This window comes from Saccharomonospora sp. NB11 (assembly GCF_015910535.1).
GTDB lineage: Bacteria > Actinomycetota > Actinomycetes > Mycobacteriales > Pseudonocardiaceae > Saccharomonospora.
In genome coordinates this window covers 355451-368031 of sequence record NZ_JACBJG010000003.1, presented here as the reverse complement: position 1 = coordinate 368031, position 12581 = coordinate 355451, and the positions used below count along the sequence as shown (strand labels likewise).

The following is a 12581-nucleotide window of genomic DNA, read 5'->3' as shown; positions in this document are numbered from 1 at the left end:
TCGAATTCCTGCCACGCACGGTAAGCAACGGTTAGGGTGGCGGCAAGCGTTTGCGCAAACGCTTGGCGGTGCAGATCGACGACTTGTGATCAGGAGAGGTGCACCATGCCGCCGCCCCGAAGACCGACCCAACGTGACATCGCCGAACTGGCCGGGGTCTCCATCACCACGGTCTCCCACGTGGTCAACGGAACCCGGCAGGTGGCACCGGAGACTCGCGCCGCCGTCCTCGACGCCGTCGCCCGCACCGGCTACACCTCCGACGTCATCGCGCGCTCGCTCGTGACCGGTGGGACGCGCACCATCGGCGTGGCGATCTCCCTGCTGGCCAACCCGTACTTCGCGACGCTCATCCAGGCCATCGAACGCGAGGCCGCCGACGCCGGCTACACGGTGCTGCTGTCCGACACCCACGACACCGTCGACACCGAGCAGGAGATCGTGCGCGCCCTGCGAGCCCGGCGAGTCGAAGGTCTGCTCCTGACCCCGGTTCCGGGCGACGGGAGCGTGCTCTCCGAGTTGGAAACGGTGGGCATCCCCACCGTGCTCGTCGACCGGCTCAGCCCACGGTCCGACCACGACCAGGTCGGTACCGAGAACATCCAGGCGACCTCCGCACTCACGCAGCATCTCGCCGCGCACGGTCACCGACGCATCGGGCTGATCAGCGGCGCCGCAGGACTGGCCACCAGCGACGAACGCACGCTCGGCTACCGCCTCGGCCTCGGCAGGGCGGGGCTGCCCTGGAATCCCGAACTCGTGGTCTGTGGCTTCTCCGAGCGACGCCGGGGTGCCGAGGCGCTCGGCCGGCTGCTCGACCTGCCCGAGCCCGCCACCGCGGTGGTGGTGGCCAACGACGCCATGATGGTCGGCGTCCTCCACGAGGCCAGGCGGCGCTACCTGCGGATCGGGACCGATCTCGCCGTCGCCGGCTACGACGACCCCGAGTGGGCCGAGCTCGTCGAGCCGCCGTTGACCACGATGGCGCAACCGGTGGCGGAGATCGGGAGAGCGGCCGTCCGGCTCCTGCTCGACCGCCTGCGCGACCCGAACCGGCCACCCGAGACCGTGCGGCTCGCCCCGACACTGCGCCACCGGCAGTCGTGCGGATGTCCACCGCCCCTGACGTGACCAGCGGCGTGGCACCCGGGCGTCACCAGGCCTTCGACAGGTCGGCGTGCTCCCGCACCCAGGCGTGCATGACGATGCCCGCGGCCACGCCCGCGTTGATCGACCTGGTGGTGCCGAACTGCGCGATCGACACCACGAGCGAGGCGGCCTCCTGCGCCGCCTCCGACAGGCCCGGCCCCTCCTGCCCGAACACCAGCACGCACTCCCGGGGCAGACTCGCCGTCTCGATCGGCCGGGCGCCCGGGGTGTTGTCCACGGCCACGATCGTCAGCCCGTGGTCGGCGGCGAACTGCACGAGACCGGACACCTCGGCGTGGTGATGCAGGTGCTGGTAGCGGTCGGTGACCATCGCCCCGCGCCGGTTCCAGCGCCGCTTGCCCACGATGTGCACCGCCTGCGCCGCGAACGCGTTCGCGGTCCTGACCACCGTGCCGATGTTGTGGTCGTGCTGGAAGTTCTCGATCGCGACGTGGAACGGATGCCTCCGCGCATCCATGTCCGCCACGATCGCCTCGCGCCGCCAGTAGCGGTACCGGTCGACGACGTTGCGGCGATCGCCGTGTTCCAGCAGTTCGGGGTCGTACCGGTCGTCCGTGGGCCACGGCCCCTCCCACGGGCCCACGCCCACGTCGTCCCGGTGGGTCCACTCCGTCGGCCCCACCGCCTCCGGCTCGTACGCGGGTGTCGAATTCTGGCTCGTCCGGCGGTTCACCCCGCCATTGTGCTCGCGTCCGAGGTCGTCGAGCCGCCACGGGCCCGCCAACGCAGGTACGCCCCGAGGTAGGAGAACACGACGAGCGCCAACGCGCCGATGCCGACCACCGGCAGCGCCTCGCGGGGGAACAGCGTGCCGTAGATGTAGTACTCGTTGAACCCGCCCGGCAGCGGGCCCAAGCCCTGCAGGCCGCGCAGGTGGTCCTCCAACTCCGTCAACGGACACGACAGCGGAAGGACGTTCACCGCGACGCCCCACAGAGCGAAGACGATGTGGACGAGGATCGCCCGCGGCCAGAACCACGCGAGGAACCCGCCGAGACCGATGTAGAGCAGCGCCAGGAAGTGGACACCCGTCGTCAGTGTCGTGAGAAACCCCAGCATCGGCCACCTGCCCGTGTCGACTCCCCCTGGTCAGGGCAAACGTTACTCCGACACGGGCAGGTGGGGAGGGTTTCGAGAATCGAACGGAGACCGGATCGTGAGCGGACTTCGGTCACCGGCGGGCCGTGCCGGTGACCTTCCGACACGACCGGCGGACGATCACAGACCGAGGTCGTCCAAGTCGAGCAGATACCGGTAGGGCAGCCCCCTGGCCTCGATCGCCTCACGGGCCCCGGTCGCCCGGTCGACCACCGTCGCCACGCCGACGACGGTCGCGCCCGCCTCGGTGAGGGCGTCCACGGCGGTGAGCACGCTGCCGCCGGTGGTCGAGGTGTCCTCCACCGCGAGCACGCGCTGGCCCGCCACCTCCATACCCTCGATACGTCGTTGCATCCCGTGTTCCTTGAGCGACTTGCGCACCACGAAGGCGTCGAGGACCACGCCGTCGGCCGCGGCCGAGTGCAGCATCGCGGTGGCCACGGGGTCCGCACCGAGGGTGAGGCCGCCGACGGCCACGAAGTCCCAGTCGGACGTCAGTTGCCGCAACAGCCTGCCGATCAGCGGAGCGGCGCGGTGGTGCAGGGTCGCCCTGCGCAGGTCGATGTAGTAGTCGGCCTCCACCCCGGAGGCCAGGGTCACCTTGCCGTGCACGACACAGAGTTCGCTGACCAGCCGAGCGAGTTCGATCTTCGCTGCGGAATCGAGGGAAGGGGAAGGGTTCGCCACGGACACCAAGTCTGACACGACCCGTTTTCCGCGTGGGGTGTGGCTCAGGTGCGGTCGCGTCCCGCGAACCGCGCACCGAGCCTGCGCACCAGCTCCCTCGGCAGCAGTCGTCCGACGGCCACCACCGCCTTGTACCGCCTGGTCGGCACCGAGATCACCCGACCTCGCCGCAGGTCGGCGAGCGCCTCGTCCACCACGCGGTCGGCCGACAACCAGAACGCCTTCGGACCGGCCTTCTCCAGGCTCGCGCGCTCGTGGAACTCCGTGTGGGTGAAGCCCGGGCACAGCGCCATGACGCGCACCCCCGAGCCGTGCAGCGCCGACGCGAGGCCGTCGGAGAACGACGTCACCCACGCCTTGCTGGCCGTGTAGGTGGAGCCCCGTCCGGAGAAGAACCCGGCGACGCTGGAGACGTTGACGATCGCGCCGGAACCCCGCTCACGCATCACGGGCAACGCCGCCCTGGTCAACCGGAGCACCGCCGTGACGTTCACGTCGAGCTGGTGCTGCAACTCGTCCATCGAGGCGGTCCAGAACTCACCGGCCAGGCCGAGGCCGGCGTTGTTGACGAGGAGGTCCACACCGGGGTCGGCCAGGCGTCGCTCCACCGCGGCCATGCCGTCACGCGACGACAGGTCGGCGGGCAGCACCTCCACCGTCACGCCGTACTCGTCCCGCAACCGCTGCGCCTGCTCCGTCAACCGCGATTCGGTGCGCGCGACCAACACCAGGTCGACGTGCTGCGACGCGAGTCTGCGGGCGAAAGCGGCCCCGATTCCGGCGGTGGCTCCTGTGATCAGCGCAACGGGCATGATCCCAAACTACCGCCCTGCGGAGCGCGTCACGGGACACAGGCAGTATCTTTCGACCGGAGTGACCGCGGGGCCTGCGCCGGTGCGAGGAATGACGCCACATGGAGAACGGTGAGATCGACTACCTGTCGTTCGTTCGCGGCTTCACCGCAGCGCTGGACTGCACCGATGTGTCCGAGGTGCCCGAACCGTCGGATTCGGACGTCGACCCGCGTTCCTACGCGGAGGGCGTCGCCGCGGGGTCCCAACCCGTCGAGCACACCTTGATCTACCGAGAACTGTCGACCCGGGACGAGGGTCGGTTCACAGGAACGCTCGATCTGTCCGGTCTCGATCTCGAACCCGACGCCCACAGCGTCGCGGGCCCGTGGCAGCAGCCCCTCGGCCAGTCACGCACCGAAGTGCCGCCGACTCGCGCTCCGTTGCCCGTGCCCGAACCCCAGGTGCACGAACCCCGCCTGCCCGAACCTCCGGTGGCCGAGCCGCCGCAGGACGACCGGGTGCACCTGTCGGGAACCCTCGAACTCGGCTGAGACCTCCGAGCCGGGCCGACGGACGCGGCTCGAAGATCTCAGTCCCGAGGCTTGTCGTCGGGCGCGTCGGCCGACGCTCGCCCGCTCGCGAGGCTCGGTTGCACGACGTCGTCGTCGAACGGGTCGACGATGTCGGCGATCTCGCCGAGGTCGCGCAACAGCCGCTCCAGTCGCGACGGCCCCACGTTCGGCGCGACGCTCGCGAGCACCCACTCGCCCTCCAGCCACGCCACGCCGACGTCACCGCCGAGCGCGTCGGCGGAGTCCACGAGATCCTGGCTGATCATCGCCCTCGCCCCGCTCAGGTCGTCGGCGAACGCGTACCGCTGGCCCACCGGCCCCAGCAGCTCCGGCATCTCCGCGCGCTGGAACGGCACGCTCGCCAGCCACAGCTCCAACAGCACCGGGTGGACCCGGTTGCAGCGCACGGCCACGATGACCGCGGGAATGACGTTGTCGGCCTCGATGTCGAACACGAACACCGGACGACGACCGTCGGAGGTGAAGGTGGAGCCCGCGACGACGTTCACGGCACCCTGCGCGCCGAAGTAGCCGATCGCACCACCCGACCACTGCCGGGGCAGCCGCTCGTCCTCCTCGACGTACTGCCAACCCCGCAGCTCCGCCCAGCGTGCGCGCTCGCGGTTACGCGAACTCTCCCGCGCCCGGTCGGCGGTCAGCAGGGCGAGCCCGGCCACCGCGGCGACGGCGGCGATGACGAACCAGATCCACGCTGGAATACCCACGGCGATACAGAGTAGCCGTCACGACCCGCCGACCAAGATCAAGCGGGCCGTGTCGGCCGTACCCGTTCGGAGCATTTTCGATCATTCGACCCGCGAGACCTGGAGAGCGTCCTGACCGGTGTCGATCTCGGGCGTGTCGACCAGCACCGTGTCGCCGTCCCGCACCTCGCCTGCCAGCAGTTTCCTCGCCAGCTGGTCGCCGATCGCGGACTGCACCAACCTGCGCAGCGGCCGGGCGCCGTAGATGGGGTCGTAGCCGTTGAGCGCGAGCCACTCCCGCGCGGCGGGCGTGACCTGCAACGTGAGCCTGCGCTGCGACAGCCGCTCGGCCAACCGCCCGATCTGGATGTCGACGATCGCCCCGAGCTGCTCGGTGTCGAGCGCGTGGAACACCACGACGTCGTCGAGCCGGTTGAGGAACTCCGGCTTGAAGTGCTGCTGAACCACCGCCATGACCGAGTCCCGACGCTGCGCGTCCGACAGGGTCGGGTCGGCGATCGCCTGCGAACCCAGGTTCGACGTCAACACGAGGATGGTGTTGCGGAAGTCCACCGTGCGGCCCTGGCCGTCGGTGAGCCTGCCGTCGTCGAGCACCTGCAACAGCACGTCGAAGACGTCCGGGTGGGCCTTCTCCACCTCGTCGAGCAGCACCACGGTGTAGGGCCGCCTGCGCACCGACTCGGTGAGCTGGCCACCCTGCTCGTAGCCGACGTACCCGGGCGGGGCTCCCACGAGGCGAGCCACCGAGTGCTTCTCGCTGTACTCGCTCATGTCGATGCGCAGCATCGCGCGCTCGTCGTCGAAGAGGAACTCAGCGAGCGCCTTTGCCAACTCGGTCTTGCCGACGCCCGTCGGGCCGAGGAACAGGAACGATCCCGTCGGCCGGTCCGGATCGGACACTCCCGCGCGCGCCCGGCGCACCGCGTCGGACACGACCTTCACGGCGTCGGACTGGCCGACCACCCGCTTGGTCAGCTCCTCCTCCATCCGGAGCAGCTTGCCGGTCTCGCCCTCCAGCAGTCGCCCGGCCGGAATGCCCGTCCACGCACTCACCACATCGGCGACGTCGTCCGCGCCGACCTCCTCCTTGAGCATCACGTCGGCGGCCTTCGCCTCCGTGGCGCGCGTGGCCTCCTCCAGCTCCTTCTCCAGCGCCGGGATGCGGCCGTACCGCAGCTCGGCAGCCCGACCGAGGTCGGCGTCCCGCTCGGCGCGGTCGGCCTCACCGCGAAGCTGCTCCAACTGCTCCTTCAGCTCGCGGACGCGTTCGATCGAGCCCTTCTCGTTCTGCCAGCGCGCGGTCAACGCGTTCAGTTCCTCGCGCCGCTCGGCGAGTTCCGCCCGCAGCGCCTCCAGCCGCTCCTTCGAAGCCGGATCGTCCTCCTTGGACAGAGCCATTTCCTCGATCTCCAGGCGCCGCACCGCACGCTCCACCTCGTCGATCTCGACGGGGCGCGAGTCGATCTCCATCCGCAGACGCGAGGCGGCCTCGTCGACGAGGTCGATGGCCTTGTCCGGCAGGAAGCGGGCCGTGATGTAGCGGTCGGACAACGTCGCGGCGGCCACCAGCGCGGCGTCGGTGATGCGCACACCGTGGTGCACCTCGTAGCGCTCCTTGAGCCCACGGAGGATGCCGACGGCGTCCTCGACCGACGGCTCGCCCACGAACACCTGCTGGAACCGCCGCTCCAGGGCGGCGTCCTTCTCGATGTGCTGGCGGTACTCGTCGAGCGTCGTGGCACCGACCATGCGCAACTCGCCACGCGCGAGCATCGGCTTGATCATGTTGCCCGCGTCGAGCGAGGAGTCCCCGCCGCCTGCCGCGCCCGCGCCGACGATCGTGTGCAGCTCGTCGATGAAGGTGACGACCTGTCCGTCCGACTCCTTGATCTCCTTGAGCACGGCCTTGAGTCGCTCCTCGAACTCGCCGCGGTACTTCGCACCCGCCACCATCGACCCGAGGTCGAGCGCGACCACCCGCTTGCCGCGCAACGACTCGGGCACGTCACCCGCGACGATGCGCTGGGCGAGCCCCTCAACGATCGCGGTCTTGCCGACACCCGGTTCGCCGATCAGCACCGGGTTGTTCTTGGTGCGCCGCGACAGCACCTGCACCACCCGGCGGATCTCGGAGTCCCGGCCGATCACCGGGTCGAGTTCCCCCGCCCTGGCGCGCTCGGTGAGGTCGACGCCGTACTTCTCCAACGCCTGGTAGGTGCCCTCGGGCTCGGGCGTCGTGACCCGGGCCGAGCCACGGACCTTGGTGAACGCCTCCCGCAGCGCCTCCGGTGTCGCACCGTGGCGCTTGAGCAGGCTCGCCACCGGACCGCCCTCGGCAGCGAGCCCCACGAGCACGTGCTCCGTGGAGACGTACTCGTCGCCCAGCTCGGTGGCGAGCTTCTGCGCGTGTGTCAGCGACTTGACGGCGTAGGTGTCGAACTGGGGCGTCGACACGGTGGCGCCCGTGGCCGACGGCAACCCCGCCGTGAGCGGCTCCAGCTCCTTGCGCACCTCGGCGGCGTCGGCTCCCACGGCCGCGAGGAGAGGGGCGGCCAGCCCGTCACTCTGGGACAGCAGCGCGCCCAACAGGTGTGCGGGCGAGATCTCCGGGTTACCCGCCATGGTGGCGGCCTGCGCAGCGGACGAGATCGCCTGCTGCGTCTTCGTCGTCGGGTTGAAAGCGTCCATCCCTCACCTCTGTCGTGTGCTGCGAAGAACCGTCTTCGACATCATCAACGTCAGAAAAGTTGAGTCTGTTCCGCTCAACAACCCACGATCGTGGCGTTTGGCGGTAACAATGGGTAACAGATTCACGGTGACTCTTGCCACAGCCCACCCTTTGGGGTCAACTACCGGACCATGTCTGTCATCACCAGCGTCACCGTCTCGGCGAGCCCGCCGGCCGCCACAGGAGACACGGCCACCACGGTCCTCGCGGCCGAGGGCGGCTTCCTCGGCTCGATCGAGGAAGGAATCAACAACGTCTTCCAACCGGTCACCGACGCGCTCTCCGGGTTCGTCTTCGGTGAGGTCACCGTCGGCAGCATCTCGTTCCCCTGGATCGTGGCTTGGCTGATCCTCGCCGCCACGATCTTCTCGATCTACTTCGGCTTCATCCAGTTCCGGAAGTTCAAGCTCGCCATCGACATCGTCCGCGGCAAGTACACGGACAAGTCCGAGCCGGGCGAGATCAACCACTTCCAGGCGCTGAGTTCCGCGATCTCGGGCACCGTCGGCCTCGGCAACATCGCCGGTGTCGGTGTCGCCGTCACCATCGGTGGCGCGGGTGCGACCTTCTGGATGATCGTCGCTGGTCTGCTCGGCATGTGCACGAAGTTCGTCGAGTGCACCCTGGGCGTGAAGTACCGCGAAGTGCATGAGGACGGCACCGTCTCCGGTGGCCCCATGCAGTACCTGCGGAAGGGCCTCGCCGAGCGCATCCCCAACGCGTTCGGCTCCGTCCTCGGCAAGGTGCTCGCCGTGCTGGCGGCCATCATGCTGCTGTTCTTCGCCCTCGCGGGCGGCAACATGTTCCAGGCGAACCAGACGTTCGCGCAGCTTCGTGACGTCACCGGTGGCGCCGACGGCTTCCTCGGCAGCGACGGTGCCGCCTTCGTCTTCGGTGTCCTGCTCGCGGTGATCGTCGGCCTGGTGATCATCGGCGGCATCAAGTCCGTCGGCGCGGTGACCAGCCGCCTGGTGCCCTCGATGGCGATCATCTACATCGCCGCGTGCCTCATCGTCATCGGCGTCAACATCGACGCCGTGCCCGCCGCGTTCGGCGAGATCATCTCCGGCGCGTTCAGCGCCGAAGGCGTCGCCGGTGGTGTGGTCGGCGCCCTGATCTGCGGTTTCCAGCGTGCCGCGTTCTCGAACGAGGCCGGTCTCGGGTCCGCCCCCATCGCGCACTCCGCGGTCAAGACCAAGAACCCGATCACCGAAGGCTACGTCGCGCTGCTGGAGCCGTTCATCGACACGGTGGTCGTCTGCACCATGACCGCGCTGACGATCGTCATCGCCAAGACGCAGTTCTGGGAGGACGCCAAGCTCGCCTACGTGCAGAACGGCGAGACCGCCGACGGCGTCACCGTCACCTCCGAGTCGTTCGCGACCGTGCTGCCTTGGTTCCCATACGTCCTGACGCTCGCCGTGGCGCTCTTCGCGATCTCCACGATGATCACGTGGGGCTACTACGGCCAGAAGGCGTGGGGTTACCTGTTCGGCGAGTCCCGCGGCAGCGAGCGCACGTACCAGGTGATCTTCTGCGTGTTCATCGTCGCCGGTTGCGTGCTGACGCTGGGCAGCGTGCTCGACTTCGCCGACGCCGTGCTGTTCCTGCTGGCCCTGTTCAACATCATCGGTCTGTACATCCTGGTGCCGGTGGTGCGCAACGAGGTCAAGGACTTCGCCGCGAAGCTGCGCTCGGGCGAGGTCAAGCGGGTCGACAAGGGCGAGCCGAGCGAGCCGCCGCAGACGGACAAGGTGGGCTGACACCACTCGACCCACGACGAGCGGCCCCCGGGACCGTGCGCACCGGCAAGCACCGGCGCTCCGCGGTCTCGGGGGTCGTCCGCTGCCACCATCCGCGTTCCAGCGCGAACCCCGACGTCTCGGGCACACTATGGGCGGTCGACAACTCGTCGTACGAAGGAGCCAGGGTGTTGCGTGGCAGTGCGTACTACTCGCGCTCGGCGCGGACGCTGTGAGGCGGGCTGATGACAGACACGTTGTTCAGCCCCATCCCGGAACTGGCCCCGCCTCGGGAAGCTCCCCCCGCCGTCACCGATCTCGTCGAGAACGTCGAACGCAGTTGGCAGTACGCGGCTCGGTACCGCGACCAGGTGGAGCAGGAGTTCTACCGGCTCCTGTTCCACCTGTCGCCCTCGGCGCGAGACTTCTTCCCGGTCAGCATGCAGGCCGAGAACGGGCGGGTGGTGCGGGCCCTGCTGCGGGTGCTGCGGCTCGTGCACCGGCCGGACGATCTGGTGCCGGTGTTGCGGCAGCTCGGCCGTGACCACCGCAAGTTCGGCCTGCGGCCCGACCACTACGAAGCCGTGGGCACCGCACTGCTCGGCGCGCTCAAGCACTGCCTGGGTCCGGCGTGGACGCCCGAGGTCGAGCGCGCCTGGGCCGAGGCGTACACACTCGTGGCCAGGGCCATGCAGGACGCGGCGGAGGAGGCCGACGCCGGCGGTGCCGAACCGCCGTACTGGCTGGGCACCGTCGCCGAACACCACCGGCTGAGCTGGGACCTCGCCCTCGTCCGGGTGGAGTTCGAGCACCCCGTGCCCTACCGCGCCGGACAGTACGTGAGCGTCGAGGTGCCTCAACGGCCCCGACTCTGGCGCTGTCTCTCCCCGGCCAACGCACCGGCGTCCGACGGGGCGATGGAGTTCCACGTCCGCGCGATCGACGGGGGCTGGGTGTCGCGGGCCATCGTCGGACACACGCAGATCGGCGACGTGTGGAAGTTCGGCGCTCCGATGGGGCAACTCCGCATCGACCGGGAGTCCCAGCGCCCGGTGTTGTTGATCGCGGGAGGCACGGGCGTCGCCCCGATCCAGGCGCTTCTGCAGGACCTCGGCCGGTGGGTCGACAACCCCCAGGTCACGCTGCTCTACGGAGCCCCGCACTGGGACGAGCTCTACGCCTTCGACCAGCTCTACTCGTTCTCCGCCACGAACCCCTGGCTGACGGTGTGGCCGGTGGTCGAGGACGCGGCCTCCGCGCCGGAGGCGGAGCACGGGACGCTGGCCGAGGTCGCGGCACGCTGGGGCTCGCTGCACGACCACGACATCCTGGTGTCCGGCCCGCCCGGGATGATCGAGTCCACCGTGGTGGCCCTCCGCCGCTCGGGCGTGCACCCGAGCCGGATCGCCTACGACCCGATGCTCACGCTGTGAGGGTCAGGACCGGCTCGGTCGCCACACCACCAGCGCGTTCTGCCTGCGGGTGGGAACCAGGTCCTTCCGGTAAGAGGCGTGCACGGCGGCGGCTGCCTGTTCCGCCGCCGCGTACGCCGCGGCGAGTTCCTCGGTCAGCTCGGTGACCCGCTGCTGCAATTCGCCGACCTGGTTCTCCAGTTCGATGATCCGCTTGATGCCGGCCAGGTTGACGCCTTCCTCCTGCGACAGCCGCTGCACCTCGCGCAGCTGGGCGATGTCACGCAGGGAGTAGCGGCGTCCGCCACCCGCCGTTCGGCCGGGACTGACGAGCCCCAGCCGGTCGTACGAACGCAGCGTCTGGGCGTGCAGCCCGGACAACTGCGCGGCCACGGAGATGACGAAGACGGGCGTGTCCTCGTCGGCACCGTTGGGCAGCCCGCTGGGGAAACCTGAACCGAACATCGTCAACCTCACTCCCTGTCGCGCAGTAGTGCGGTGATCTCCGGCCGCGGATCGTGCGACGCGACCGCCTCGGCGTACGCCCGCAACGCCTCGGCTGCTTGGTCGTCCAGTTTGCCAGGCACGACGACCTGCAGGGTGACGAGAAGATCACCCTTCGTTCCGTCGCGCTTGTGAATGCCCTTGCCACGCACCCGCAACACCCGGCCGCTTCCGGTGCCGGGCGGAATCTTGACCGTGACCTTCGAGTCCAGGGTCGGAACCGTGACCGTGGCCCCCAGGGCCAGTTCGGCGAAGTCGACCGGCAGCGTGACGGTCAGGTCGTTGCCGGAGCGGCCGAACACCGGGTGCGGAGTGACGTGCACGCGGACGTACAGATCACCGGCGGCAGCCCCACCACGCCCGGGCTCGCCCTGCCCGGCGAGGCGGATGCGCTGGTTGTCGTCCACCCCGGGCGGAATCCGCACCGTCAGCGTGCGGGTCCGGGTGCTGACGCCCTCACCGGAGCACTCGGGACACGGGTCGTCGATCACCGTGCCCCGACCACGGCACTCCCGGCACGGCTCGGAGAACGCGAACGCCCCCTGACTGCGGTTGACGAGCCCGACGCCCTGGCAGACCGGGCAGGTGCGGGGAGACGTCCCCGGGCGTGCCCCGTTGCCACCACACGTGCCGCACGTCGCCGGGCTGGACAACCGCAGCGGCAGCGTGGCCCCCTTCACGGCCTCGGCGAAGTCGATGCGCACGTCGGTCTCGACGTCGGCGCCCCGCTGACCCCGAGCGGTCGACGTGGACGCACCGCCGCGCCGACCGAAGAGGTTGCCGAGCATGTCGCCGAGACCGCCGAAGCCGGCGCTGCCACCGGCCGCGTTGCCGAAGATGTCGCCGAGGTTCACGCCACCGGCTCCACCGCCGGGCGGCGGGAAACCGAACCCACCGGCACCGCCGGAGCCGAACAGCCTGCGGGCCTCGTCGTACTCCTTGCGCTTCTCCGGGTCGGACAACACCCCGTACGCCTCGGAGACGGCCTTGAACTTCTTCTCGGCCTCGGCGTCGCCGGGATTGGCATCCGGGTGGTTCTCCCGGGCGAGCTTGCGGTACGCCTTCTTGATCTCGTCGGCGGAGGCGTCGGAGGAGACGCCCAACTCGCGGTAGAAATCCTTACCGAGCCATTCCCTCGCGCTCATCAGG

At 69.6% G+C, this 12581-nt stretch carries 12 protein-coding genes; 4 read left to right on the top strand and 8 right to left on the bottom strand.

Annotated features, from left to right (window positions below; translation table 11 throughout):
- Positions 1-105: 105 nt before the first annotated feature.
- Positions 106-1131 (top strand): LacI family DNA-binding transcriptional regulator, encoded by a 1026-nt coding sequence (locus JAV51_RS06255; protein ID WP_197319664.1) that lies wholly within the window; start codon positions 106-108, stop codon positions 1129-1131.
- A gap of 22 nt (positions 1132-1153) precedes the next feature.
- Here the strand turns inward: JAV51_RS06255 and JAV51_RS06250 are convergent, their stop codons facing one another.
- The 4 genes from JAV51_RS06250 to JAV51_RS06235 form a co-directional block, all read right to left on the bottom strand.
- Positions 1154-1843: an RNA methyltransferase gene (locus JAV51_RS06250; RefSeq protein WP_197319663.1), complete on the bottom strand. Its 690-nt coding sequence runs from the start codon at positions 1841-1843 to the stop codon at positions 1154-1156.
- Complete coding sequence (locus JAV51_RS06245) at positions 1840-2229, bottom strand: DUF2784 domain-containing protein (RefSeq protein ID WP_197319662.1); 390 nt, start codon at positions 2227-2229, stop codon at positions 1840-1842. Before JAV51_RS06245 ends, JAV51_RS06250 begins: the two co-directional genes overlap by 4 nt.
- 159 nt (positions 2230-2388) lie before the next feature.
- Positions 2389-2973, bottom strand: a complete 585-nt coding sequence (pyrE, locus tag JAV51_RS06240; RefSeq protein WP_197319661.1) for an orotate phosphoribosyltransferase — start codon at positions 2971-2973, stop codon at positions 2389-2391.
- 26 nt (positions 2974-2999) lie between these two features.
- A complete protein-coding gene (locus JAV51_RS06235; protein WP_197319660.1) occupies positions 3000-3767 on the bottom strand; it encodes an SDR family oxidoreductase in 768 nt (255 codons plus the stop codon).
- 101 nt (positions 3768-3868) lie between these two features.
- On the opposite strand from JAV51_RS06235, the gene JAV51_RS06230 reads away from it, so the two are divergent.
- Entirely contained in the window at positions 3869-4300 is a 432-nt protein-coding gene (locus tag JAV51_RS06230) for a hypothetical protein (RefSeq protein WP_197319659.1), read from the top strand.
- Positions 4301-4338: 38 nt separating this feature from the next.
- Here JAV51_RS06230 and JAV51_RS06225 read toward each other — a convergent pair whose 3' ends face one another.
- Both JAV51_RS06225 and clpB read right to left on the bottom strand, forming a co-directional pair.
- On the bottom strand, positions 4339-5046 hold the full coding sequence (locus tag JAV51_RS06225; RefSeq protein WP_197319658.1) for a hypothetical protein: 708 nt from the start codon (positions 5044-5046) through the stop codon (positions 4339-4341).
- 81 nt (positions 5047-5127) lie between these two features.
- Positions 5128-7734, bottom strand: coding sequence for an ATP-dependent chaperone ClpB (gene clpB, locus JAV51_RS06220; RefSeq protein ID WP_197319657.1), 2607 nt, complete (start codon positions 7732-7734; stop codon positions 5128-5130).
- A 171-nt stretch (positions 7735-7905) separates the two neighbouring features.
- On the opposite strand from clpB, the gene JAV51_RS06215 reads away from it, so the two are divergent.
- Positions 7906-9537: a sodium:alanine symporter family protein gene (locus JAV51_RS06215; protein WP_197319656.1), complete on the top strand. Its 1632-nt coding sequence runs from the start codon at positions 7906-7908 to the stop codon at positions 9535-9537.
- A 224-nt stretch (positions 9538-9761) separates the two neighbouring features.
- Positions 9762-10949: an FAD-binding oxidoreductase gene (locus tag JAV51_RS06210; RefSeq protein WP_197319655.1), complete on the top strand. Its 1188-nt coding sequence runs from the start codon at positions 9762-9764 to the stop codon at positions 10947-10949.
- Positions 10950-10952: 3 nt separating this feature from the next.
- Here JAV51_RS06210 and JAV51_RS06205 read toward each other — a convergent pair whose 3' ends face one another.
- Positions 10953-11393: a heat shock protein transcriptional repressor HspR gene (locus tag JAV51_RS06205; protein WP_197319654.1), complete on the bottom strand. Its 441-nt coding sequence runs from the start codon at positions 11391-11393 to the stop codon at positions 10953-10955.
- Between the two features lie 8 nt (positions 11394-11401).
- Positions 11402-12577, bottom strand: a complete 1176-nt coding sequence (dnaJ, locus tag JAV51_RS06200) for a molecular chaperone DnaJ (protein WP_197319653.1) — start codon at positions 12575-12577, stop codon at positions 11402-11404.
- Between the last annotated feature and the right edge of the window lie 4 nt (positions 12578-12581).